The sequence below is a fragment of the Acidihalobacter prosperus genome (assembly GCF_000754095.2).
GTDB classification, from domain to species: domain Bacteria; phylum Pseudomonadota; class Gammaproteobacteria; order DSM-5130; family Acidihalobacteraceae; genus Acidihalobacter; species Acidihalobacter prosperus.
Genome location: NZ_JQSG02000002.1, coordinates 67,366 through 91,749, shown reverse-complemented (window position 1 = coordinate 91,749; position 24,384 = coordinate 67,366). Strand labels below are relative to the sequence as shown.

At 63.9% G+C, this 24,384-nt stretch carries 26 protein-coding genes; 18 read left to right on the top strand and 8 right to left on the bottom strand.

What is annotated here, in order from left to right; translation table 11 throughout:
- Position 1: 1 nt before the first annotated feature.
- The 15 genes from flhB (at position 2) to THPRO_RS04290 (ending at position 15,209) form a co-directional block, all read left to right on the top strand.
- On the top strand, positions 2-1,138 hold the full coding sequence (gene flhB / locus THPRO_RS04360; protein ID WP_065089278.1) for a flagellar biosynthesis protein FlhB: 1,137 nt from the start codon (positions 2-4) through the stop codon (positions 1,136-1,138).
- Positions 1,138-3,222 carry a flagellar biosynthesis protein FlhA gene (flhA, locus tag THPRO_RS04355; protein WP_065089277.1) on the top strand — a complete coding sequence of 695 codons (2,085 nt, stop codon included), beginning with the start codon at positions 1,138-1,140 and terminating at the stop codon, positions 3,220-3,222. The genes flhB and flhA overlap by 1 nt, the downstream gene beginning before the upstream one ends.
- 100 nt (positions 3,223-3,322) lie before the next feature.
- Entirely contained in the window at positions 3,323-4,582 is a 1,260-nt protein-coding gene (flhF, locus tag THPRO_RS04350; RefSeq protein WP_052064578.1) for a flagellar biosynthesis protein FlhF, read from the top strand.
- Entirely contained in the window at positions 4,572-5,456 is an 885-nt protein-coding gene (locus THPRO_RS04345; RefSeq protein ID WP_145930716.1) for a MinD/ParA family protein, read from the top strand. The genes flhF and THPRO_RS04345 overlap by 11 nt, the downstream gene beginning before the upstream one ends.
- 2 nt (positions 5,457-5,458) lie before the next feature.
- Positions 5,459-6,184 (top strand): RNA polymerase sigma factor FliA, encoded by a 726-nt coding sequence (locus tag THPRO_RS04340; RefSeq protein WP_065089276.1) that lies wholly within the window; start codon positions 5,459-5,461, stop codon positions 6,182-6,184.
- Positions 6,185-6,241: 57 nt separating this feature from the next.
- The gene (locus tag THPRO_RS04335; RefSeq protein WP_038092303.1) at positions 6,242-6,616 is read left to right on the top strand and encodes a chemotaxis response regulator CheY; all 375 of its coding nucleotides are present in this window, start codon (positions 6,242-6,244) and stop codon (positions 6,614-6,616) included.
- 24 nt (positions 6,617-6,640) lie between these two features.
- The gene (locus THPRO_RS04330) at positions 6,641-7,417 is read left to right on the top strand and encodes a protein phosphatase CheZ (protein WP_038092300.1); all 777 of its coding nucleotides are present in this window, start codon (positions 6,641-6,643) and stop codon (positions 7,415-7,417) included.
- 59 nt (positions 7,418-7,476) lie between these two features.
- Entirely contained in the window at positions 7,477-9,597 is a 2,121-nt protein-coding gene (locus tag THPRO_RS04325) for a chemotaxis protein CheA (RefSeq protein ID WP_065089275.1), read from the top strand.
- A 43-nt stretch (positions 9,598-9,640) separates the two neighbouring features.
- Complete coding sequence (locus THPRO_RS04320) at positions 9,641-10,699, top strand: protein-glutamate methylesterase/protein-glutamine glutaminase (protein WP_038092298.1); 1,059 nt, start codon at positions 9,641-9,643, stop codon at positions 10,697-10,699.
- A gap of 136 nt (positions 10,700-10,835) precedes the next feature.
- Complete coding sequence (locus tag THPRO_RS04315) at positions 10,836-11,576, top strand: flagellar motor protein (protein WP_038092296.1); 741 nt, start codon at positions 10,836-10,838, stop codon at positions 11,574-11,576.
- A 24-nt stretch (positions 11,577-11,600) separates the two neighbouring features.
- Positions 11,601-12,530 (top strand): flagellar motor protein MotD, encoded by a 930-nt coding sequence (motD, locus tag THPRO_RS04310; RefSeq protein ID WP_065089274.1) that lies wholly within the window; start codon positions 11,601-11,603, stop codon positions 12,528-12,530.
- Entirely contained in the window at positions 12,527-13,342 is an 816-nt protein-coding gene (locus THPRO_RS04305) for a ParA family protein (RefSeq protein WP_065089273.1), read from the top strand. The genes motD and THPRO_RS04305 overlap by 4 nt, the downstream gene beginning before the upstream one ends.
- Positions 13,335-14,063, top strand: a complete 729-nt coding sequence (locus THPRO_RS04300; protein WP_145930691.1) for a chemotaxis protein CheW — start codon at positions 13,335-13,337, stop codon at positions 14,061-14,063. The genes THPRO_RS04305 and THPRO_RS04300 overlap by 8 nt, the downstream gene beginning before the upstream one ends.
- A gap of 50 nt (positions 14,064-14,113) precedes the next feature.
- A complete protein-coding gene (locus THPRO_RS04295) occupies positions 14,114-14,590 on the top strand; it encodes a chemotaxis protein CheW (protein WP_038092294.1) in 477 nt (158 codons plus the stop codon).
- Between the two features lie 190 nt (positions 14,591-14,780).
- The gene (locus tag THPRO_RS04290; protein WP_052064576.1) at positions 14,781-15,209 is read left to right on the top strand and encodes a DUF2802 domain-containing protein; all 429 of its coding nucleotides are present in this window, start codon (positions 14,781-14,783) and stop codon (positions 15,207-15,209) included.
- Here the strand turns inward: THPRO_RS04290 and THPRO_RS04285 are convergent.
- The 4 genes from THPRO_RS04285 to THPRO_RS04270 all read right to left on the bottom strand — a co-directional run bounded on the left by THPRO_RS04285 (position 15,188) and on the right by THPRO_RS04270 (position 18,913).
- Positions 15,188-15,529 (bottom strand): EscU/YscU/HrcU family type III secretion system export apparatus switch protein, encoded by a 342-nt coding sequence (locus THPRO_RS04285; protein WP_038092290.1) that lies wholly within the window; start codon positions 15,527-15,529, stop codon positions 15,188-15,190. The genes THPRO_RS04290 and THPRO_RS04285 overlap by 22 nt on opposite strands.
- A complete protein-coding gene (fliK, locus tag THPRO_RS04280) occupies positions 15,526-16,590 on the bottom strand; it encodes a flagellar hook-length control protein FliK (protein ID WP_065089272.1) in 1,065 nt (354 codons plus the stop codon). Before fliK ends, THPRO_RS04285 begins: the two co-directional genes overlap by 4 nt.
- 86 nt (positions 16,591-16,676) lie before the next feature.
- Positions 16,677-17,906 (bottom strand): HDOD domain-containing protein, encoded by a 1,230-nt coding sequence (locus tag THPRO_RS04275; RefSeq protein ID WP_038092283.1) that lies wholly within the window; start codon positions 17,904-17,906, stop codon positions 16,677-16,679.
- Positions 17,907-17,977: 71 nt separating this feature from the next.
- Positions 17,978-18,913, bottom strand: a complete 936-nt coding sequence (locus THPRO_RS04270) for a chemotaxis protein CheV (protein ID WP_038092281.1) — start codon at positions 18,911-18,913, stop codon at positions 17,978-17,980.
- Between the two features lie 246 nt (positions 18,914-19,159).
- Here THPRO_RS04270 and flgA point away from each other — a divergent pair, with 246 nt between their 5' ends.
- From flgA to THPRO_RS04255, 3 genes are all read left to right on the top strand, one after another.
- On the top strand, positions 19,160-19,846 hold the full coding sequence (gene flgA / locus THPRO_RS04265; RefSeq protein WP_052064575.1) for a flagellar basal body P-ring formation chaperone FlgA: 687 nt from the start codon (positions 19,160-19,162) through the stop codon (positions 19,844-19,846).
- Positions 19,847-19,986: 140 nt separating this feature from the next.
- Positions 19,987-20,334 carry a flagellar biosynthesis anti-sigma factor FlgM gene (flgM, locus tag THPRO_RS04260; RefSeq protein WP_038092278.1) on the top strand — a complete coding sequence of 116 codons (348 nt, stop codon included), beginning with the start codon at positions 19,987-19,989 and terminating at the stop codon, positions 20,332-20,334.
- A 44-nt stretch (positions 20,335-20,378) separates the two neighbouring features.
- Positions 20,379-20,846 carry a flagella synthesis protein FlgN gene (locus THPRO_RS04255; RefSeq protein ID WP_038092275.1) on the top strand — a complete coding sequence of 156 codons (468 nt, stop codon included), beginning with the start codon at positions 20,379-20,381 and terminating at the stop codon, positions 20,844-20,846.
- A gap of 13 nt (positions 20,847-20,859) precedes the next feature.
- Here THPRO_RS04255 and THPRO_RS04250 read toward each other — a convergent pair whose 3' ends face one another.
- From THPRO_RS04250 to THPRO_RS04235, 4 genes are all read right to left on the bottom strand, one after another.
- Entirely contained in the window at positions 20,860-21,681 is an 822-nt protein-coding gene (locus tag THPRO_RS04250) for a CheR family methyltransferase (protein ID WP_038092272.1), read from the bottom strand.
- Between the two features lie 38 nt (positions 21,682-21,719).
- On the bottom strand, positions 21,720-22,475 hold the full coding sequence (locus THPRO_RS04245) for a flagellar brake protein (RefSeq protein ID WP_038092268.1): 756 nt from the start codon (positions 22,473-22,475) through the stop codon (positions 21,720-21,722).
- A gap of 67 nt (positions 22,476-22,542) precedes the next feature.
- Positions 22,543-23,439: a GGDEF domain-containing protein gene (locus tag THPRO_RS04240; RefSeq protein ID WP_082954433.1), complete on the bottom strand. Its 897-nt coding sequence runs from the start codon at positions 23,437-23,439 to the stop codon at positions 22,543-22,545.
- Positions 23,440-23,619: 180 nt separating this feature from the next.
- Complete coding sequence (locus tag THPRO_RS04235) at positions 23,620-24,315, bottom strand: MBL fold metallo-hydrolase (RefSeq protein WP_065089270.1); 696 nt, start codon at positions 24,313-24,315, stop codon at positions 23,620-23,622.
- Positions 24,316-24,384 lie beyond the last annotated feature (69 nt).

The following is a 24,384-nucleotide window of genomic DNA, read 5'->3' as shown; positions in this document are numbered from 1 at the left end:
GATGGCACGCGACGATTTCCAGGAACGCACGGAACAGGCCACACCCAAGCGCCTGCAGGAGGCGCGCGAGCGCGGCCAGGTCGCGCGCTCGCGCGAGCTGGTCACCGCCGCCGTGCTGATCGCGGCTGCGGGAGGGCTGCTGGCGATGGGGCCGATGCTGACGCAAGGGTTGATGGAGTCCATGCGCAGCAGCCTGACGCTCGACCGTTCCCTGATCATGGATCCGGGGGCGCTGTACCCGGCGCTGACCGGCGCCGTGGCGCAGGCCTTGCGCCTGGTCGCACCGCTGCTGCTGCTGCTAGCACTGGCAGCTCTGCTGGCTTCGGTGGTGCTGGGCGGCATCAGCTTCAGCTTCAAGGCCATCGGTTTCCGTTGGGACCGGCTCGACCCGCTGACCGGGCTGGGCAGGGTTTTTTCGGTCAACGGCCTGATGGAGTTGGCCAAGGCCCTGGTGAAATTCCTGGTGGTGGCGGTGGTCGCCGGCATCGTGCTGTGGTTCGAGGGTCCGCCATTGCTGGCGCTCGGCAGCTATTCGCTGCACCCGGCACTGATCGAGACCGGACGCATGGTCGGCTGGTCGTTTCTGGCCTTCGCCGCGAGCATGATCCTGATCGCCGCGGTCGACGCGCCGTTCCAGATCTGGCAGCACGCCAAGCAGTTGCGCATGACGCGCCAGGAAATCCGTGACGAGTCGAAGGAAACCGAGGGGCAACCGGACGTCAAGCGCCGTCAGCGTCAGTTGCAGCGCGAAATCGCGCAGCGCCGGATGATGCAGGAAGTGCCCAAGGCCGACGTCGTGGTGACCAACCCGACGCATTACGCGGTGGCGCTGCGATACGACCATGAACGGATGCGCGCGCCGCGCGTGATCGCCAAGGGGCGGGATCAGGTTGCCGCGCGGATACGGGAAGTGGCCGCAGAGCACGGCGTCACGGTGCAGTCCGCCCCCGGTCTCGCGCGCGCCATCTATTTCCACACGCGGCTCAACGATGAGGTGCCGGCGGCCCTGTATATCGCCGTGGCGCAGCTGCTCGCCTACGTCTACCAGCTCAAGGCCGGCGCGGCCACCGCCGAGGCGGCGCCTGAAATCGAGGTGCCGGCCGAGCTGGCCGTCGCGCCCGACGGGAGGGTTGACTGATGGCCGACGCCGGTAGCGGTACGCTGGGGACGCTGCGGGGGCTGAGCCGTTTCGGCCTGGGCGTGCCGGTGGTGCTGCTCGCCATGCTGGCGATGATCACGCTGCCGATGCCGCCTTTCGCGCTCGACGTGCTATTCACCTTCAATATCGCGTTGTCGATGGTGGTTGTGCTGGTGACGGTCTACGCCAACCGCCCGCTCGACTTCGCGGTGTTCCCCACGGTGCTGCTGGTCGCCACGCTGCTGCGGCTTGCGCTCAACGTCGCTTCGACGCGAGTGGTGCTGCTCAACGGCTATACCGGCACGGCCGCCGCCGGCCATGTGATCGAGGCCTTCGGCGATTTCGTCGTGGGCGGCAACTATGCCGTCGGCCTGGTGGTGTTCACCATCCTGGTGGTGATCAATTTCGTGGTGGTGACCAAGGGTGCCGGGCGCGTATCCGAAGTCAGCGCGCGTTTCACCCTGGATGCGATGCCGGGCAAGCAGATGGCCATCGATGCCGATCTCAATGCCGGGCTGATCACGCAGGACGATGCGCGCAGCCGCCGCGAGGAAGTGGTGCGCGAAGCGGATTTCTACGGCTCGATGGATGGTGCCAGCAAATTCGTCCGCGGCGACGCCATCGCCGGCATCATCATTCTGTTCGTCAACATCATCGGCGGCCTCGTGATCGGCATGGTGCAGCACGGGATGAGCCTGCAGGCGGCAACGCACAACTATGTGCTGCTGACCATCGGCGACGGCCTGGTGGCGCAAATACCCTCGCTGTTGCTGTCGACGGCGACCGCGATCATCGTCACGCGCGTATCGGCGGCCCAGGACATGGGCGAGCAGGTGATGTCGCAGCTGTTCGCCAATCCGCGCGCGCTTTACATCACCGCCGGCGTGCTGGGGCTGCTTGGCCTGGTGCCCGGCATGCCGAACCTCGTTTTTCTGGGTCTTGCCGGTCTGCTGGTGGCCGGCGCGTATCTGATCACGCGCAGCCGTCAGGAAGCGGAGCAGGCCGAGCAGCGCGAGGCCGTGGCCGAGGCCGCCGAGCCGCAGGCGCAGGAGCTGTCCTGGGACGACGTGGCGGCGGTCGACATGATCGGCCTGGAGGTTGGTTACCGCCTGATTCCGCTGGTGGACAAGGCTCAGGGCGGCGCGCTGATGGCGCGCATCAAGGGCGTGCGGCGCAAGCTTTCCCAGGAACTCGGATTCCTGGTCCATCCCGTGCACATCCGCGACAATCTCGATCTCGGCCCGAACACCTACCGCATCAGTCTGATGGGCGTGCCCGTGGGTGAAGCTGAGGTGTATCCGGAACGCGAGCTTGCGATCAATCCCGGGCAGGTATTCGGCGCGGTGGAGGGTATTGCCACGCGCGATCCGAGCTTTGGGCTCGAGGCGGTGTGGATCGATCCGGGCAATCGTGATCAGGCGCAGACCCTGGGGTATACCGTGGTCGATCCGGCCACCGTGATCGCGACTCACCTGAGTCAGATCCTGCAGTCGCACGCGCAGGAACTGCTCGGCCACGAGGAAGTCCAGCATCTGCTCGACAAGCTGGCGCAAAGCGCGCCCAAGCTGGTCGAGAACCTGACGCCCAAGCCGCTGCCGCTCGGTATCGTGCTCAAGGTGTTGCAGAACCTGTTGGCCGAGGAAGTGCCTATCCGCGATCTGCGCTCGATCGCCGAATCCATGGCGGAGCAGGCCACCAAGAGTCAAGACCCTGACGCCTTGACGGCGGCGGCGCGCGCCGCACTGGGTCGTTCGATCGTCCAGCAGATCTACGGGGCCGCGGATGAACTCAAGCTCATGACCCTGGATCCTGCACTGGAACAATTATTGCAAAAGTCACTGCAGGGCGGCGGATTGGGATTGGAACCCGGTCTGGCCGAACAGGTCCGGCAGGCGGTGGCGCAAGCGGCCCATCGGCAGGAACTGGCGGGAGAGCCCGCGGTGCTGGTGGTGTCCCCGGATCTGAGGCCATGGCTGGCCAAATGGTTGAGGCCGACGGTTCGCGGACTGCACGTGCTGGCATTTACGGAAATACCGGAGAACAAGCGCCTGCGCGTCATTGCCACCCTGGGTGGCAACCGTTGAAGCCGACGGTCGGCGGCGAAGGGATGCGGCCCTTGGGTAGGGGCGGGGCGAATGCGGGCGGGAAGCCCGTTGATGGACGATTCAACGAGGAAGCGACGGCATGAAAATCAAGCGCTTTGTGGCCAGCGAGATGCGTCAGGCGATCCGTCTGGTACGCGACGAATTGGGCGCGGATGCGGTCATTCTGTCGAGCCGGCGAGTCGAGGGCGGTATCGAACTGGTCGCGGCCGTCGATTTCGATGCCGAATGGGTCAATGGCGCGGCGCGCGAGATCGCGCCCATCACCGCGCCCGATATGGCGCCGCATGCCGAAAGCGAGCCGTCGTCCGAGGCCGACCCGGTCGAGCGGCCGCACGCCGAGGCGGCGGTACAGGTGCCCGCGCAGGCATCGCCTGCCGGGCTTGCGGACGGGCGGGCGGATGCTCGGACCGTGGCGGCACTGCAGCGCGAATTGGCTTCGATGCGCGGGTTGCTGGAAAACCAGCTCTCGCAACTGACCTGGCGCGAGTTCGCGCGCGAACATCCCAGGCGCGCGGAGGTGGTCAGGCAGTTCGAACGTATGGGCGTCGATCCCGATCTGGCGCGGGAACTGTCCGCAAGGGCGAGTGCGGCGAGCGACGATCGCGAAGCCTGGCGTCAGGGGCTCCAGGCACTCGGAAGTCGGCTGGCGGTCGGCCACGACGAAATTGTGCAGGAAGGCGGCGTGGTCGCGCTCGTCGGCCCCACGGGCGTGGGCAAAACCACCACGCTGGCCAAGCTGGCGGCGCGCCATCTCATTCGTCATGGCCGAGGGCGGGTGGCGCTGGTCAGCACCGACGGCTATAGAATTGGTGCGCAGGCCCAGTTGAACACCCTGGGTCAGCTGCTCGGCGTACCTGTGTACCAGGCGGACGACGCCGATGCGCTGGCCAAGGTCATCGCCGGACAGACCGACAAAAGACTGATTCTGGTGGACACGCCCGGCATTGCGCCGCGCGACGCGCGGCTGGCGGCGGAGTTGCAGGCCCTGGCCGCGATCCCCGAGATGCGTCTGTATCTGGTCCTGGCCGCCAACGCCGCGCGCGACGTGCTCGGCGAGACGGCGCGCCGTTTCGGCCGTGTGCCGCTCAGCGGCGCGATCCTGAGCAAGTTCGACGAAGCCGAGGCCCTGGGTCCGTCGCTGTCGGCATTGATACGCGCCGGTCTGCCGCTGAGTTATCTGGGTACGGGGCAGCGGGTGGCCGAAGATCTCGAGCCGGCCAGAGTGCAGCGCATCGTCAGCCAGGCGCTGGCCTTGGTCAAACGCCGGGAAAGAGAGCCGTCGGCGAACGGCAGGCGGGGACAACACATGGGAAGCGATCGATATGCTTATGTCGGGTGAGGCGGTGGACCAGGCCGAAGGCTTGAAGCGCGTGCGCGAGTCGCGGCCGGTGCGGGTGATGGCGGTGGCCAGCGGCAAGGGCGGCGTCGGCAAGACCAACGTATCCGTCAATCTCGCAGTGGCGCTGGCGGGTCGCGGCCGCGAGGTCATGCTCATGGACGCCGATCTCGGTCTTGCCAATGTGGACGTCATGCTGGGCCTGCAGCCGAGGGTCAATCTTTCCCACGTGATGAGCGGTGAATGCACGCTCGACGAGATTCTGGTCAGCGGCCCACGCGGCATACACGTGGTGCCGGCGGCGTCCGGCATTTCGCACATGGCCGATCTCACCCAGGCGGAACATGCCGGTCTGATTCGCGCCTTCAGCGAATTGAGCCTGCCCTTGGACGTGCTGATCGTCGATACGCCTGCGGGTATTTCGGAGGACGTGGTCAGTTACACGCGCGCGGCTCAGGACGTGATCGTGGTCGTCTGCGACGAGCCTGCTTCGATGACCGATGCCTACGCACTGATCAAGGTGCTCAGCCGCGAACATCAGATCGAGCGCTTCCACGTGCTGGCCAATCGCGTTCGCGACGAGCAGGAGGGCAGCGCCCTGTACCGCAAGATGGCGGCGGTGTGCAGCCGTTTTCTCGATGTGACCCTGCATTATTTCGGCGCCGTGCCCGAAGACCCGCTGCTGCGGCAGGCGGTGCAGCGCCAGGCGGCGGTAGTCGAGCTCTATCCTGGCGGTCCGGCCGGCAGGGCATTCAAGAATCTGGCAGCCAAGGCCGATAATCTACCCAGGCAGATGGGTTCGCGTGGGCATCTGGAGTTTTTCGTGGAGCGTCTGGTGCATGCGCCGGCGCCTGCCGACCTGCAGTGGGCGGATTGAATATGTACCCTGTGCGCGAGGCCGCCGATGTCGACCGCCTGGTGGCCGAGCATGCCCCCATGGTCAAGCGGATCGCCTACCACCTGATTCACCGCCTGCCGCCGAACGTGCAGCTGGACGATCTGGTGCAGACGGGAATCGTCGGTTTGATCGAGGCGGCGAAGCATTACAATGCCGGGCAGGGTGCGAGCTTCGAAACCTATGCGGGTATCCGCGTGCGCGGCGCCATGCTCGACGAGGTGCGTCGAAACGATTGGGCGCCGCGCTCCGTGCATCGCAAGGCGCGTGAAATATCGTCTGCGCTCAGAACGGTCGAAAATCGGCTCGGGCGCGCCGCCCGCGCGACTGAAGTCGCCAGCGAGATGGGCGTGTCGCTGGAGGAATACCACCGGCTGCTGCGCGAAGCGACGGGGTATCAGGTCTTCAGCTTCGAGGAGGCCTTCGGCGACGGTGAGGATGAGGACGGGCACGATGGCGCCCGTACCGGGGATGCGCGAATGTCCGGGCCGTTCGATCAGCTCTCGGGCGAGCGTTTCCGGCAGGCGCTGGCCAGGACGATCGGCTCGTTGCCGGAACGCGAGGCCCTGGTGCTGTCGCTGTATTATGACGAGGAACTGAACTTGCGCGAAATCGGGGAGGTGCTGGGCGTGTCGGAATCGAGAGTGTCACAGATCCACAGCCAGGCACTGATGCGGTTGCGGGCGAGGATGGTCGACTGGCGGACCTGATGGTGCCGCCGGGGTTAGGCAGGTTGAATCTCAAGGAGTGTTTTCGTGGATAAGAACATGCAGATTCTCATCGTGGACGATTTTTCCACGATGCGGCGCATCATCAAAAACCTGCTGCGAGAGCTGGGTTTCAATAATACAGCCGAGGCCGACGATGGCAGCACGGCGCTGCCGATGTTGCAATCGGGGAAATTCGATTTTCTGGTGACGGACTGGAACATGCCGATCATGCCAGGCATCGAGCTGCTCAAGGCCGTGCGCGCCGATCCGAAGCTGGCCAAGCTGCCGGTGCTGATGGTGACGGCCGAGGCACGCCGCGATCAGATCGTCGAGGCGGCGCAGGCCGGCGTTAACGGATATGTGGTCAAACCCTTTTCCGCTGAGACGCTCAAGGAAAAGATCGACAAGATTTTTGAGCGAATCGAAGGTTGAGGCGGATACGGGAGAGACGCAGCCGTGGATAAGAACGAGGACGACAAGCAGGGTGGACCGGGCAACGACGACCGACTGGTGCTGGCGCGCCTGCTCGTGTCCGCCCTGGAAGCTGGCGACGAAGGACCGGTCGGCGATTTGCTGTCATCGCTGGGCGTGCAACAGGATCGAACGCTTTTCAACGAGTTGGGGCGGCTCACGCGCGATCTGCACGAGGCACTGAACAATTTCCGGCTCGACTCGCGGGTGATCGAAATCACGCATGAGGAAATCCCCAACGCTAAAGAAAGGCTCAGTTATGTCGTTACGCTGACAGAGCAGGCGGCGCATCGCACACTGAACGCGATCGAAGACAGCATGCCGCGCCTGACGGAGCTGAGCCAGCGTGCCGAGTCCCTTTCCGAGGGCTGGTCCAAGTTTAAGCGGCGGGAGTTGAGCGTGGAGGAGTTCCGTGAGCTGGGCGGGTCTCTGGACGACTTTCTGGCCGATGTCAAACAACAAATTTCGGCCGTTTCCACTCAGCTTTCGGATGTGATGATGGCTCAGGACTTCCAGGATCTCACCGGTCAGGTGATCCGCAGGGTGATCGAACTGGTGCAGGAGGTCGAGGAGGGTCTGGTCGGTATCGTCAAGGTGGCGAGCGAGCGCCTTCTGAAGATGGAGGGCAAGCAGGTTGCTGAAACGCCAGCCGACGAATCCAGCGGCAAGGGTTTCGGCCCCGCCGTTCCCGGCGTGGACAAGGCAGGTATCGTGAGCGGGCAGGACGAAGTCGATGACCTGCTCTCCAGCCTGGGCTTCTGAACGTCGTGCGCGGGCCGCACGCATGATAACCATATTCCCCAAAGGGCCCAGGAGACGACATGAGCATGGGTGCTGACGACGAACTGCTGCAGGATTTCCTGGTCGAGGCCGGCGAGATCCTCGACGGGCTCGGCGGGCAATTGCTCGAGCTTGAGCAGAATCCAGCGGATGCCGATCTGCTCAACGCGATTTTTCGCGGTTTCCATACGATCAAGGGCGGCGCCGGTTTTCTGGCACTCACGCCGCTGGTTGACGTGTGCCATCACGCCGAGGACGTGTTCAATCAATTGCGCCAGGGTGAGCGCACGGTGGACGGCGACCTCATGGACGTCATCCTCGCCGTGCTCGATGCGTTGAACGTGATGTTCGACAACCTGCGTGGCGGTGTCGCGCCGGAGCCGGCCGAAGACGAACTCATGCGTCGTCTTGCGGATCTGGTCGCGGGCGTTTCGCCGGCCGGCGGCGCGCAGCGTGTGGAAGCTGCCCCCCCGGAGCCGCCGGCCGATGTCGATCCGCCGGCCTCCGGCGACGATGCGGATGCCGCCTTCGAGGCCATGCTCGATGCGACGGGCGAGATGCCGTCGGAGCCTGCGTCCGGCGCAGCGGCCAGCGACGAAATTTCCGACGACGAATTCGAGGCGCTGCTGGATCAACTGCATGGTCAGGGCAAGCATACCGGTGCCGTGAGTGCACCGCCGCCCGCTACGCCGACCCCGGCACCCGGCGCCGCGGCCGCCGATAACGACGAGATCAGCGAGGCCGAGTTCGATGCCTTGCTCGATCAGCTTTATGGCAAAGGGGCTTCTCCGGGTCAAAAGGCGGGTGTGATTGCGTCGCAGGATACGGTGCCTGCGAAACCCGAAGTGGCGGCCGAGCCGGAACCCGCTCCAGCCGCAACGGTGGTGCCGAAGGAAGAGACCGGAGACGCGTCCAGGCAAACGGCCAAGGGTGCCGCACCCGCGCCAACCGCCCGCGCCCCGGCACCGGCAGCCGCGGCGCCTGCGGCGGAAAGTACCGTGCGTGTTGATGTCAAGCGACTGGACGACATCATGAATCTGGTCGGGGAGCTGGTGCTGGTGCGCAACCGCCTGGTGACCCTGGGTACGCAAATCAAGGATGAAACCGTGGCCGGTGCGATTTCCAGCCTCGAGCTGGTAACCACGGATCTCCAGGTGGCGGTCATGCACACGCGCATGCAGCCGATCAAAAAGGTGTTTGGCCGTTTCCCCCGCGTGGTGCGCGACCTGGCCAAGAGCCTGAAGAAGGAAGTGGATCTCGAACTGCGTGGCGAGGAGACCGAGCTCGACAAGAATCTCGTGGAGGCGTTGGCCGATCCACTGGTCCACCTGGTGCGGAATTCCGTCGACCATGGCATCGAAATGCCGGAAGACCGCCGTGCCCAGGGCAAGCCGCCCAAGGGGCGCCTGGTGCTGTCGGCCGCGCAGCAGGGCGACCATATTCTCCTGGTGATCGAAGACGACGGCAAGGGCATGGATGCGTCGGTCCTGCGTGCCAAGGCGATCGAGAAAGGGCTCATAGACGAAACCCTCGCGCAGCGGATGACCGACACTGAATCCTTCGATCTGATTTTCCGGCCCGGGTTCTCCACCAAGGAACAGGTCTCCGACGTTTCCGGGCGCGGGGTCGGCATGGATGTGGTCAAGACGCGGATTGCCGGACTCAATGGCGCCATCGAAATCGATTCGGTGCTAGGCAGAGGCACGCTCATTCGCATTCGCCTGCCGTTGACGCTGGCGATCGTGCCGACCTTGATGGTCAAGATCCGGCAGCGTCCGTTCGCCATTCCCCTCAGCTCGATCGGCGAAATTCTGGATCTGGACCTTACCCAGACCAAGATCGTCGACAATCGCGAGGTCGTGCTGGTGCGCGGCAAGGCGCTTCCGCTGGTGCGCCTCGGCGAATGGCTGGGACTCAAGGGCGGGCGGGGCGCCGCTGGCGTCGACCCGCTTGGGCACGTGGTGGTCGCCTATGTCGACAATCGACGCGTGGGTTATGTGGTCGACGAATTGCTGGGGCAGGAGGAGGTCGTCATCAAGCCGCTGGGGCCGGGGCTGCGCAACGTACCCGGATACGCCGGCGCGACGATTACAGGCGACGGCCATCTGGCCCTGATATTGGATTTGCCGGGACTCATGCGTTCACGCGGAATGGTGGCCTGAACCCCATGCCCGGCATCGGCATCTCTGATTGCAAGGATTGAGAATGAAAGTACGTGTTTTGGTGGTCGACGACTCCGCCTTCTTCCGGCGCGCCGTGCGTGGCATGTTGGAATCCGATCCGGAAATCGAAGTGGTCGCGGTCGCCACCAATGGCCGAGAGGCGGTGGCCAGCGTGGCCGAGCACAAGCCCGACATCGTGACCATGGATATCGAGATGCCTGTGATGGACGGCATTTCCGCCGCGCGACAGATCATGGCCAGTCATCCGCGGCCGATTCTGATGTTTTCCTCGCTGACGCACGAAGGCGCGAAGGCGACGCTGGACGCGCTGGATGCCGGCGCGGCCGATTTCCTGCCCAAACAGTTCGAGGAAATCGCGCGGGATCGGACGGAGGTGGGTCGCGTGCTCTGCCAGCGCGTCAAGACGCTGGCGCGACGTCGGCCGGCGCCACCCCCGCTCGGGACGGCCGGCGCGCGGCCTGTTCGTGCGCCGGTGCGAACGCCGGCGCCGCACGGCCGGATCGGCAAACTGACGCAATGCCGGCTGGTGCTGATCGGCACGTCGACCGGCGGCCCCGTGGCGCTGCAGAAAGTACTCACGGCCCTGCCGGCCGATTTCAGCCGGCCACTGCTGTTGATCCAGCATATGCCGGCCGCGTTTACGCCGGCATTCGCCGAACGTCTCAACGGGTTGTGCAAGATAGAGGTACGCGAGGCCAAGGATCAGACGGCCTTGCGTCCAGGCGTGGCGCTGCTGGCGCCGGGCGGCCTGCAGATGAGCGTGGAAGGCAGCCCCGGTGCGTTGCGTGTGCGTATCAGCCAGAGCCCTCCCGAGCTGCATTACCGGCCCAGCGTGGATGTCACCTTCTCCACCGCCGAGCGCGCCAACCCGGGCAGTAATCTCGGCATCGTTCTGACGGGGATGGGGGCGGATGGACGGGAAGGTGCACGGCTGATGAAACAGAACGGTTCGACCGTATGGTCCCAGGACCAGGCCAGTTCGACCGTCTACGGCATGCCTGCCGCGGTGGCCGAGGCCGGTCTGACGGATCGGGTGCTGAGCCTGGACGAATGCGGCAGAGCGTTGGTCGACGCATTCTGACGACCGGGAAGGGCCAGGCGGCGCACCGCGATGTGCATGCCGGTACCGGCGTGGACGTACCGTTGCGGGGGCGGGAGCCGCCGAGTGGGGCTTCCGCCGTGGCTCACGGCACTCGCTCCGATGGAGTCGATGATTGATGGACGTACTGAGCCTGCTGGGCATCCTGATTGCGCTGGGTGCCGTGATAGGCGGCAATTTTATCGAGGGAGGGCATATCGACTCCCTCCTGCAGTTGACCGCTTTCATCATCGTGGTGGGGGGCACCCTCGGCGCGGTGTTGTTGCAGAGTCCGCTGCCGGTTTTCTGGCGCGCGGTACGCATGGGATTGTGGGTTTTCAAGCCACCGTCGATCGAGCCGGAGCGCCAGATCGAATCCATCGTGGAATGGTGCCAGGTCGCGCGCCGCGAAGGTCTGCTCGGGCTGGAAGGCGTTTCGGATGAACTGGAGGAGCCATTCGCGCGCAAGGGCCTGCAGATGCTGGTCGACGGACGCGAGCCCGAGGCCATTCGCAGCGCGCTGGAAGTCGAACTCGATGCGGCGGAGGAGCAATTGATGCATGCGGCCAAGGTCTACGAGGCGGCTGGCGGATATGCGCCCACGGTCGGCATCCTGGGTGCGGTGATGGGCCTGATCCACGTGATGGAAAATCTCGCGGACCCGTCCAAGCTGGGTGCGGGCATCGCCGTCGCCTTCGTGGCGACGATCTACGGTGTCGGGGCCGCCAATCTGTTCTTGCTGCCGATAGCCAACAAGCTCAAATCCATTATCCATCGACAAAGCCAGGTGCGTGAAATGACCATCGAAGGGCTCGCCGCCATCGCCGAGGGCGAAAATCCGCGAGCCATCGAGGCGAAACTGCAGGGGTATGTGCAATGAGTGGGATGGCCGAGGGATAGCGCGATGGCCAGGCGATCGCGCAAAAAAGCGGCGGAACACGAAAATCTGGAGCGCTGGCTTGTTTCCTATGCGGATTTCATCACGCTGCTGTTCGCATTTTTCGTGGTCATGTACGCGATTTCATCGGTGAATGTGGGCAAGTACCGCGTGCTGTCGGAATCCTTGGTGGCAGCGTTCCACAATGTGCCTCACTCGTTGGATCCGATTCAGGTCGGCAAGGTGGCTGCCACCGGACCGCCGGCCACCACGCCGATGCAAAATTTTCCTGCGCCCATGGAAATGAAGGGTTTGCCTCAGACCATGATGCCGGCCCCGGTGTTGCCGCCACGCCAGGCGGCCGCCTTGCGTTCGGCGCAGGCGCCGGACGAGCAGCTGGCGAATACCGAGGCGGCGATACGGGCCATGGGTAAGGAAATCCAACGGCGTCTGGGCAATCTCATTGATCAGAAACTCGTGTCGGTGAACATCCACCGGCTCTGGATCGACATCAAGATCAACACGGATTTCCTGTTCTCCAGCGGCAGCATCCAGATGCCGTCGTCCGCGACCAGTATCATCAAGGAAGTGGCGAGGGCGCTGGCGCCGTTGCCGAATCGTATTCAGGTTGAGGGTTTTACGGACGATATACCTATACACAGCCTCGAGTTTCCGTCGAACTGGGAACTGTCGGCCGCCCGCGCAGCGTCGGTGGTGCGTCTGATGGCGGAGTTCGGCGTCGCACCGCAACGAATGGCTGCGGTGGGCTATGGGCAGTACCGACCCGTTGCAAGCAATGCGACGGCCGCCGGTCGCAGTCAGAATCGCCGCGTGGATCTGGTGGTGCTGGCTTCCGGCAAAACACTGGAGCAGGCGGGAGCTGCCGGATCTCCCGCGCTCTTCCAAAGACCTGGCCGTGGCGCGCAAAACGGCGCCGTGAAGGAAAATGCGAAATGAATATCGTGGCAGTGGCCAATCAGAAGGGCGGAGTGGGCAAGACGACCACCACGGTCAGTCTGGGCGGCTTGCTCGCGAGGGCCGGCGAGCCCGTGCTGCTGCTCGACCTCGATCCGCACGGCTCGTTGACCAGCTATTTCGGTTACAACCCGGAGGGCTCGGAAAACGGCCTGTATACCTTATTTCAGCGCCGTGCACAGGGGCAGGCGCTCAATCCCGCCGAGCTGGCCGTCGACACCTCGGTCGAGGGTGTGTCGCTGCTCTGCGCCAGCACCGCCATGGCGACCTTGGATCGGCAGTTGGGTGGTCGCGAGGGCATGGGTCTGGTCGTTGCCGAATCCCTGGCCATGCTGCGGTCCCGCTATTCATGGGTGCTGATGGATTGCCCGCCGATGCTTGGCGTGTTGATGGTGAATGCCCTGGCGGCCTGCCAGCATCTGCTGGTGCCGGTGCAGACGGAATTTCTGGCGCTCAAGGGGCTGGAGAGGATGCTGCGCACGGTCGGTATGGTGCAGCGTTCGCGTACGCGTCCTTTGGACGTCACGCTGGTACCCACGTTGTTCGACCGGCGTACCCGCGCATCGATCGAGACCTTGCGGCAGCTGCGGGGAGACCATCCTGATGAGATCTGGCCGGGCGTAATCCCAGTGGACACGCAATTCAGGGAGGCCAGCAGGGCCGGTCAGCCGTTGACGACGATGAAGCCGTCGGCGCGGGGCAGCAAGGCCTACGCGCAGCTGTTGGAATGGTTGTTGGCGCAGACGCCGCTTGGCGGTAAGGCGGCACCGCTGCGCGAGGCGAGCCGTGGATAAATTGACGCAGAAAGGGGCGCTGTTCAATCAGGAGCTGGCCCTGAGCGCCTACCTGGATGGATTGCTGAAGGTGCCAGAGCCGGAAGTCGCGCCGGCCGCTGTTGCGGCGCCCGTGGCGGAGGTCGTGCAGCTGCCGTCGTCTCCGGCAACGCCGCTGCCGACCGCACCGGCCGTCAAGCCCGGCATGGCGCTGGTGCCCGCCTTCGAGGCCCAGGCGGCGCCGGCAACGCCGGCCGCCGATACACGTACGATCCCCGAGTGGGCGGAAGGCGGATTCGAATGCCTGCTGTTCTTCGTCGGCGGACTCAAGCTCGCCGTGCCCCTGGTGAAACTGACGCGCATCATTCCCTGGGGCGAACATGTCACGCAAACTCCGGGGCGGCCGCCTTGGTTCATGGGTTTGATGCCCTTCGACGGGCGTCAGGCCGGCATTATCGATACCGCCAAGCTGGTGTTTCCGCGCGATCGCCTGTCGCAGCGGGAGCAGCGCATACGGGACGGCAGCGAGGATGAGGCCTATAGTCGTATTCTGATGGTTGAAGAAGGGCGCTGGGGGCTGTGCTGCGACCGAGTGGATACGGTGGTGTCGCTGCAGGCGGATTCGGTGCACTGGCGGACGGAAAAGACTGCCAGGCGCTGGTTGGCGGGTACCGTGACCAGCCAGATGTGCGCCCTGCTGGATATCGAGGCCCTGGCGCTCGATATTGTCCGCGGCGGGTAAGGATAACGAATTGGGGTGCGAAAACACGCACGACGGGTGAGGATTGGACGATGACCGATAAAAACGAGGTCCACAAGGTGGACGAGTTGCAATGCGTGACCTTTTTCCTGAGCGGCGAGGTTTATGCCCTTGACGTCATGCGCGTGCAGGAAGTGCTGCGCGTCGGGGAGATTTCGCCGGTACCGGGCGCGCCGGAGTATGTGCTTGGGATCATCAATCTGCGCGGCAACGTGGTGACGGTGATCGATGCGCGTCAGCGTTTGGGGCTGGAATTTACCGAGCCGGGCGAGTCCAGCCGGATCATCGTGCTGGAGGCGGCCGGACAGGATGTGGGCATTCTGGTCGACGGCGTGGCCGAGGTCGTGCGCATCCGCCAGGACGAGATCGACCCCAGCCCGAGCGTCGGCAACGAGGAGGCTGCCCGCTACATCCAGGGCGTCGCGTCGCGTGACAAGGAGTTGATCATCGTGGTCGATGTGGAAAAGCTGCTCAACGAGGAAGAATGGGCCGAGCTGGCCGCGATGTAAGCGGTATGATGGCGTGGCGGACGAAATCGAACCCCTGCATCCCTCGGTGCCTGCCGATACCCGCAGGCGCCCGGCGACGCCACCGGAGCGCCGCCGCAAACCGCGCCATTCGCCACCGTCCCCTCCCGCCAGGGAGAATCGTCCGCCGCCGGAACCGGGTCACATTGATGAATATGTCTGAGCGTGGTGCATGCATATCGATTGGCTGAGCGTGCTGGTTGCGCTCGATTTGATTTATTTCCCGGTCGTGGCGATTTGGGCAGCCTGGCAGGTGCTCAAGCTTCGCGGCGAGCGCGAGGCCGGGCGAACGCGATTGGCGATCATTCAGTCCGAACTCGACTCGCTGCGTCAGTCGATTCAGGAGACGCGCCAACGCGATACCGAGCTTGAAGAACGCTTCGACACGCTCTACAGCCGCTTGCGCGAGCGTGTCGACAGCCAGGAACTGCGGGCGCAGGCGACGGGCGGCGCGCATGTGCAGGCGCTCAAGCTGCTCGAGCGAGGTATGTCCGCGGACGAGTTGATGACGGTGTGCGGACTGTCGCGTGGAGAGGTGGACCTGCTGCAGGCACTGCATGCCGCCGGCGCCGGACGCGCTCAACCGCCCGATTCGGGCTGATCGCCAGTCATATCCTCTTCGGCAGTCTCTGTCCGCAACGGCAGATCCTGACCGCTGAGACGATAGGCAAAGGCCAGTACTTCGGCGACCGCAACATAAAGCGCTTCTGGAATTTCCTCGCCCAGCGGTACTTGCGCGAGTACCTGGCACAACTCCGCATCCTGGCGTAACGGCACTTGGTGGGCTTGCGCGAGTTCGATGATGCGCTTGCCGATCTCGCCGCGTCCTTTAGCGGTGATTTTCGGTGCGCCTTCGCCATCGTACCGAAGAGCGACGGCCAGGCGATGCAGCGTGGTGGGTGGCAGCGGCTTGCGTGTCATGCGCGCGTATCCACCAGGCCGTTCAGAGGGCTTTTCCCGTGACCGCTTCGCGGCGCTTCGCCACGATGGCTTTGCAGCACGCCGGTGGCGAGTCCGTGGGCCGACCATGCCCTGGCAAGATCCGGCAGCGCTTTGGCGATGCGCGCCGCGGTAGCGGCGTCAGTCGACCAAAAATGTGCGGAGAGCGTATTGTGCCGGCTGGTGACATAGGCATCCAAAGGGCCGGTACGCGGCAAATCCAGGTGCAGACGCACGTTCCAGTTCGGCCCTGATTCGGCATCGGTGCTGCCCTTTTCCTCGGTTTCCACCTCGAGCTGAACGGTATGGAAACCGTCGGCATGGGTACGTACGGGTAGTTCGAGCGACCAGTACACCGTATTGCCGCTGGGCGACTGGCTTTGCAGCTGATTGAGTCCGATGCGGCCCATGAGGCCTTCGGCGAGCTGGCGCGGTGCGCCGGCCGCACTGCCTTGGACGGGCAGGGCCGAGAGCAGACGTGCGGCCGCAGCCTTGATGTCCTGGGGCGCTGGCGGCGTTCCTGCTGCCAGACGGGATTCGAGCAACGTTCCGGAGCTGAGGATGGCTTGTTTGAGCCCGCTGCCGGTGGTGAGTTGTGCCGGCGTGGGGAGGCTGCCGAGCAGTTCCCGTGCAGGCGCGGCGGCGGTCGTCGGCAATTGCGGCAGCAGCTTCGATAGGCCGCGCAAGGCGACATCGAGTGCCTGCTGAGCAGGCAGGAGATTCCTCAGGGTTTGGGCGACGGTGGTGGTCGGCGCCGTGACGGGAGCGCTTGTTGTCGGCGCTCGTGTCAGGATGATTTCCTTGCCGGCGCGCTGAACGTTAAGGCGCAGTGATTCGCCGGTCTGCAACGGGGTTTGCGATCTGACCGGGATCTGCAGGTTGCCCACCTGCAAACGTGCCGGCCCGCCGCCGGCCTGTGCTGGCGTGCCTTCGATCACGAGCGCGCTCAGCACCTGCCCCACGCGCCATGCGGCAAGCTGTGCCCGGGGTGCGGCGCTGCTTTGGGTGAGCTGCTGGTTGTCGACGCGTATGCCGAATTCCAAGGCTGTCTGCCTCCCTGCGTGGGCGAGCCTTGGGGGCGGAGCGGTCATGCCCGCATCATCGGCGAGCGATCCGGTCCGTCAGGGCCTCAGCTCAGAAATTCGCGAATGCTGGCAATTTCCTCGGCGGCATCTTCCAGTACCTGCAGCGAGCGATCGGATTCGGGGTCCGCGAGCCCCAGTTTCCGGAAGGCCGGGATCTCGGTCAGCGAGGATGCCGGCAGCGGCCGATCGTTGCGCAGATCGGCGTACAGCCGGGCGGCGATGATGATGTCGCACAGGTCGGTCGGCAGGTCGGGGTTACGCATCCATTGCTCGCCTTCTTCGACGGCGATCACCACATCGTGCTCGAATCCCCATTCCTTGAGCAGCACGCCGCCGACCATCGGTGAAAGCCGTGCGATGGCGAGCTTGAGTTCGTCACCGCTGGTTTCCAGGCTTTCCGAAAACAGCAGGATGGGTACCGCGCCTACGCGATGCATGAGGCCCGCGAGCAGGGCATGGTCGGGGTCTAGCACGCGGGAATGGCGGGCGACGATGTAGGCGGTTGCGGAGACTTCCACGCTGGTTTCCCACAACATCTGCATTTGCCGGGCGGTCTGTGGCGAACGGGCCTTGAACACATTGTGCATTGTGATGCTGATCGCCAGGCTGGCGGTGCGCTTGAGACCGAGTCGAGTGATGGCTTCGCGCACCGAGCCGACCGCGCGCGTGCCACGGTAGGCAGCGCTGTTGGCGGCCTGCAACAGGCGGGCGGTGAGCGACGGGTCGACCTGTATGACCTTGGCAAGGTCATTGAGACTGGTCTCCGCATCGGCGGCGAGTTCGCGGATGCGTATGGCGATTTCGGGCATGCTCGGCAGTTGCATGCGCCCATCGCTAAGTGCCTTGTAGAAGCGTTCGAGCAGATCGCTTTCGACCGTGGAAATGCTTTGCTCGCCGACATCGTAGGCGCCGCCGTCGCCTTCGGCCGCGACGGCCTCTTCCACAGCCTTACGTGCGATGCTCAGCAGTCGGGTGGATTTGAGAGTGGTTGCATAGTCCACATCATCGCCATCGGCAAACAACGGCTGCTGCAGCCGTGCGGCATCCACTTCGGGGTCGATGGTCTCGATTACATCGTCGCCGCGGATCAGTTGCATGCTGCCTTCGAGCACGAAGCTGACCCATCGTTCGCGGTTGCGTGCAGGCAGGCGCTTGCCGGCGTCGAGGGTGTCGACGCGCGACGCCGCCAGCAGGTTTTGATGGGCGGCTTCGCTGAGCCGGCTGAGAGGCGCCAGGCGGCTGAGCTGTTCGATGGATACGTCCGGATTGGGCATGGATTGGCTAATCGGCGGCGCGCTCGTGGCGGGTGTGGGATCAGGCGGGGGCCATATGCCCCCGGCCGTGATTATCTCCCCTGCGTGGTGTGTTCGTGAAGTACCTTGAGGATGGTCTCGGCGAACTCATTGGGCTGGAATTTCGGCAGAAAGGCCGTCGCGCCGACACGATCCACCATGGCCTGATTGAAGGATCCGCTCAGGGATGTGTGCAGGATGACGGGCATGTCCGCCATCCGCTTGTCGGCGCGGATGCGGCTGCACAGGGTGTAGCCGTCCATGCGCGGCATCTCGATATCGGACACGATCATGTCGAACCCGCGTTCCGTGCCGCCGGACGCTGCGATGGCTTCAAGCTTGTCCAGCGCCTCTCGACCATCGTTGGCGAGCGTGACCTGCATGCCGAGCTGCTCGAGTGTCCTCCGTACCTGAAGCCGGGCGACCGACGAATCGTCGGCCACCAGCACAGAGGGCGCGGTGTCGTCATTGCCCGTTTCCTTTTCGCGGATATCATCCGAGAGGTCGGTGTTGACGCCCTGTACATCGGCCAGGATGCGCTCGACGTCCAGGATTTCGATCAACTGGTCTTCGTATTGGGTTACGGCGGTCATGTAGTGACCCGAGCGGCTGCCCTTGGGTGGCGGCAGCACGGATTCCCAGCTGATGTTGATGATGCGCTCCACCGAGGCGACACGGAAACCCTGAACGCTGCGGTTGAACTCGGTGACGATGACGAAGCTTTCCTCGCCCGCGGCCACGCCGCGTCGCCCCAGGGGGCGGGCGACCTCGATGATCGAGGTCGGGCGGCCACGAATATTGGCGATCCCGAGTACGTAAGGGTGAGCCTGCGGCACGCCCTTGAGTTTTGGCAGCGGGATGATTTCCCTGACCTTGAAGACGTTGATGGCGAATATCTGCTGCCGATCCAGTCGGAACAGCAGGAGTTCGAGCCGGTTCTGTCCCGCGAGTCGGGTGCGTTTGTCTACGGCGGTGAGGATGTCGGTCATACGGCCCCTTGATTCGGCTAGTTGTCCTTATACCGATATTGTCGGCAGCAACCCATAGGAGTTTAGAAGCTCATGAGCAACCTGGCGTTGAATCTCTCTTGTCGGGCGATGGCCCGCATATTGCTAAACAGTATACAGATCGGTGCCGGTGTCCGAGGGGCGCGCGGTATTTCGTCAAAATCATGACGTATTGGGGATCGGAGGGGGCTGCGAGTGTCGGGAAGCTGTCGATTTATCGGGTTCCTGTTGGGTGCAGGGCTGTCCCTGCTGGCGGTTTCCGTTTCGGCTGCGAGCAGGGTCGAGCCGCATGCGCGCATACTGGCGGCAGCCAAATCCTATGCGCTGGCTGAGGCTAAGCTTTCACTGACGGGTGCCAAGATTCAGGTATCGGCCTCGCCGATCGATAGCAGGCTGACCTTGCCGGCCTGCGTGCAGGGGCTCAATGCATTCAAGCCCAGTGGTGGGCGCATGATCGGCAACGCCGTGGTCGGCATACGTTGTGACGGACCACATCCATGGACGCTATACGTGCCTGTCCGGATTTCGGCGCGACTTGCGGTGGTGGTGGCGACAAGGCCGTTGAGCAGAGGCGCTCAACTGAGCGCCTCGGAGCTGGGCTTGGCGGAGCACGATCTGAGCGGGCTGGCCTATGGCTACTTGACCGCCAAGTCGCAGGCGGTGGGGCGCATGCTGACGCGCAGCGTGTCGGCGGGACAGGTGGTACAGCCGGGGATGCTGGCGCAGCCGCTGTTGGTGCACCGAGGACAGACCGTGACCATCGTCTCCGCCGCAGCCGGGATCGAGGTGACATCCCAGGGGGTGGCGCTGGCTTCCGGTTCGCGTGGCCAGCTGGTCAAGGTGCGGAACAGCGAATCGCAGCGGATCGTGCAGGGCGTGGTCAGCGGTCCCGGGCGCATCAGAATCGATGGCTAGCGGCTTCCATGCTGGTCGTGGCGGATGAATAGGGCTAAAGTTTCGTCAGGCTTGGTCGATAAGACTGGCATCGGCAGAGGCGATTGCCGCACGCGAGGCGTTTGACGCCATGCGTGTTGGCAAAGGCAACGGGTGATTGCATGAACATCGATCTCAAGAACGTCCCGCAGCAAGGCGGTACCAAGGGTGCGGGAGAGACGGCTGGCCCGTCATCTCGTACGGCGGTGCAGCAGGGCGCGCCGAGGGAGTCGGCCGGAGCCGCTCAATCCTCGGGAGCCCCCGCCGCTTCCGGCGATTCGGTCAGTCTGACGCGTGGCGGCCAGCAGCTGGCGCAGCTGCAGGCTGGATTAGCGCAACAGCCGGTTGTCGACAAGCAACGCGTGGCCGAGCTGCGGCAAGCCATCCAAAGCGGTCAGTACCATGTCAACCCGGGCCAGGTGGCGGACAAGTTGCTGGGTTTCGAAGGGCAGGCCAAGCAGCGCTCCTGATCCATGCGTGACGGCTCGGGCAGCCTCGAACGGATGGCGGTGCCGTGAACAAAGACGAATCCATGTTGTTGTCGCTGCTCTCCGAGGAAGTCTCGGAGATGGAGCGCTTGCGCGCGTTGCTTGAGGCCGAGGCCGAGGCGCTGCAGGGGTTGCAAGCCGATGCACTGCTGCAAATGGTGGAAACCAAGGCAGGGCTGGTCCAGGCGCTGGAACGGCTCGGCGCCCGACGTGCGGAGTTGCTTGTCCGTATCGGTTGCGCCAGCGATCCGCCAAGCCTGAAGCTTTTCATGGCGAATGCGCCCGCGCCCATTGCGACGGCCTGGCAGGCGCTGGTGGCGGAAACGGGGCGCTGCGAATCCCTCAATCGTCGCAACGGCGCGCTCAATCAGAGCGGCCAGCGGCAAGTGTTGCGGCTGATCAGGGTGTTGCGCGGCGAGCCTGTCGAGCCGCCGACATACGGTCGAAAGGGCGATCCCGGGGTTGGTGGCGGCCAGCCGCTGGCCAAGGCTTGAGGCGCGGCGCCGCTCAGCGACGCCGGTACGCGCTTCCCGGGCTGAAACGCACGAGTTCAAGCAGGTCGCTTGCACTGCTCGCGGTTTCTGCGGCGCCAAGGAACAGGTATCCGCCAGGGTTCAGGGCTTGCCCCAGTCTTCTCAGGATGTCTTCCTTCGCGGTCGCGGAGAAATAGATCAATACATTGCGGCAGAAAATCACGTCGAATCGCCCCAGCGTCGCGTAGCTTTGCATCAGGTTGTATTCGCGGAAACTGACACGTGCGCGAACCTTCGGGGCGATTTCCCAGCGTTCGCCCTTGTTCACGAAGTAACGTTGTCGCTGGTCGTCCGTCAACCCCCGCATCATGCTGAAGCTGTCGTAGCTGCCGACCTTCGCTTCATCGAGTATCTGCTTGGAAACGTCCGTTGCGATGATCTGGACGTTGGACAATGGCAGGCCAGGGTGCGTGCGCAGGCTTTCGTCGACCGTCATGCTTAGCGAATAGGGTTCCTGCCCCGAGGAGCAGGCGGCCGACCAGATGCGGATCGGGCTGCCCTTGCGCGCGAGTTCCGGCAGAATCTGATCGCGCAGGCTGTTGTATGGGTGCTGATCGCGAAACCAGGAGGTTTCGTTCGTCGTCATGGCCTCGACGGCTTGCCGGGCAAGCTCGCGGTCATGCGGCAGCCGTGCCAGCAACGCGCTGATGGAAGGCAGGCCAGCCTCGCGTGCCATGCGGTTGAGACGGCTGACCACGAGGTAGTGCTTGTTGTCGCCGAGGACGATGCCGCAGGCGTCCGAGAGGAATTTGCGGAAGGTATCGTACTCGGCCTGCCCCAGCTTCTCCTCAGCCATGTCCGCAGCTTCCCCTGTGCCGTCGTATACGGTCGAGATCAGTCATTGTCGAACTGCTTGCGCAACTGCTCCCGTTCAAGATAGCTGACGCTGCGTTGCACTTGGCGCTGGGCGTCCGCAGTCAGGTTGCGGAACGCGAGTCCCACCTGGGTATTACTGTTGTCGGCAGAGGCGCGCACGTGGCGGATCTCGGTGTCGGCCACGATAGTGCCTTCGCCGGGCAGCTCGACTTCGCATTGCGGCACGACCGTGCCGGGTTGAATGCCCTGTCGGATGAGGGCCGGCAATATCGCGGATACGCCGCCCACCGAGAGGTCGCGCAGTTGCCCGGCCAGAGGGTTGACGGCTTCGGGCGAACCGAGGCGCACGCTGGCTTTGATGCCGAGCGCGACATTCACCCGATAGCTGGTGCGGCGCTGTTCGTAGCGGATCGCTTTCGGCAGGCGCGCGCGATGGAAGGGGATGCCGTTCTCGCTTCCGGATTCGAGTATCTCGGATTCGAAGGCGAACTTGACGCCCTTGAGCTGCCCGAGCAGCCAGATCCTGGTGTTCGGCATGATACTATCGTTGCCTTCGCGTGGTACAAATTCATCAAGCATGAAAAGGCCGCTGCCACTGCCTTCGCTATCTTCGAGTATGGCCGTGCTGAAGGCCTGCTCACCCTCGTCGGGTATGAGGGTTACCATCGCGCGATCCTCGTGAATCTCCCGCAACAGGCGTGAGATGCGCGGCGGATGGGTGATGATTTCGTAGTGATTTTCGAACAACGAAGGCTCGAGCTTGGCTGTGCGCATAAGTGTGCATTCTGGAAACGCGTTCACGCCATCTTAGCCGAAAATCATGGGCGGGTGGGTCCGGCCATCACGAAACGTATTCCCTCACGCAATTGCGTCCGTCTGCCTTGGCCCGATACAGCGCACGGTCGGCCCTCTCGATGAGGGACTGGGGGGTGTCGTGGTCGTGCAGCGCGCTCAGACCGATGCTGATCGTAGGCGATATGTCGCGCCCGTCGCTCATGCGGCAGCTGTGCTGATCCACATTGTGGCGTAACCGTTCCGCCACATGGCCTGCCCTCGTGGCATCCGTGTTGACCAGCAGGACCGCGAATTCCTCGCCGCCATAGCGGAATACCAGGTCGAAGTCGCGCACGGTGCTGCGGATGATGTTCGCGATACAGATGATGACCTGATCGCCGCTCTGGTGGCCGTGGCTGTCGTTGATGCACTTGAAGTGGTCGATATCGATCATCAGCAGGCTCGCCTGCCGGGATTCGCGATGGCTCAGGCTGATTTCGCGCTGGATCTGGGGATACATGTTGGAGCGGTTGCCCAGCCCCGTCAGCGGGTCGGTGAACGACGTACGCAGCGCTTCCTGGTAGCGGAGCGCATTGCGCAGCGGGTAGACCAGCAGGCAAAGCATGTCTTCGAGGCCCATGCTCTCGTGCTCGGTGAAAGGACGGGCCCTGTAGACCAGCAGTTCGCCGAGCTGTTCCGCATCCACGACCAACTGGTAGGCAAGCGCGTGCCGGTTGGTGTGTCCGGACTGGCAACGAATTGCCGAGTCCTGCGGCCCCGTGTAGCTATATCCGTCAATGGCCAGCTCGCCGGAGATCAGCGAGGTGAAGTGGGCCAGAAGTTCCTCTATGTCCAGTGTCGCCTGCAGCCGTAGCAAGGCATCGAAAACGCCGGGCGAGGGCGTGTCGCCTCCCGTGGAGTGCGCAGCCTGGCCTTGTGCTCTTGGGAATCGGAATATCGCCATGGTCTCGGGATCGCATGAGTTTGCGATTAGTTATGCGAATTCTGTGCCATAAGTGATGTTCGTGATCTCTTGCCATATAAATCATGTGCTTGTGGCGTTTTTGTGTGTTTCGGCAATAAGTTTGTCAGTCGATTGACGTGGATATCCATACCATAGTTGTCGTGTGTCAATATGTCGACATCAATCGCGGCATTCCGGCGGGTAAGGCGTACTGCGGATGCGGTCGTGCTCGTGTTGGCGGTAGTGGACGAAGCGATCCACGTCGGTGAAATGCATGAAGGGGTTGCAGCGTGCCTGTTCCTCCAGTGTGGTGGTGGATTTCTCTGCATAGTCGTGGCCAGGTCGGATGCGGGTGTTCGACGGCAGCGCTTCGCGCAGGTGGCGCAGGGTGTGAAACATGGCTTCCGGGTCGCCTCCCTTCATATCGCAGCGTCCGCAGCCGAACACGAACAGGGTGTCGCCGGTGATCAGGTCCTCGCCCAGGCGGTAGCAGGCCGAGCCGGGCGTGTGTCCGGGGGTGTGCAGCACCTCGATACGGGTGTCGCCGAGTTGGAAGCTGTCGCCGCCGTGATGCAGGTTCGGGCGGGCAAGGGGATGGCCCCAGAATGCGGCTTCCGGCTTGAGCAGGTGTATCTCGGCGTCGTGTTCACGCAGCAGTTCATCGACGCCGTTGATGTGATCGTGATGGCTGTGGGTCAGCAGGATGTCCGTGATGCGCATGCCTTCGGCCTCGGCACATGCCCGTATGGCTGGCACATCCCATGCGGGATCGACCACGGCGGCGCGGCCGCTGGCCTGGTCATGAATCAGATAGATGAAATTTTCCATTGGGCCGAGGGCGAGGGTGTGGAGCCGATAGCCGGCGTCACGGGTCATGTGATCCTCCTTGTGGCGGGGTGGGCGGTCGCTTGTATAGACGCCGCACATGCCGAACAATTCAGGTTT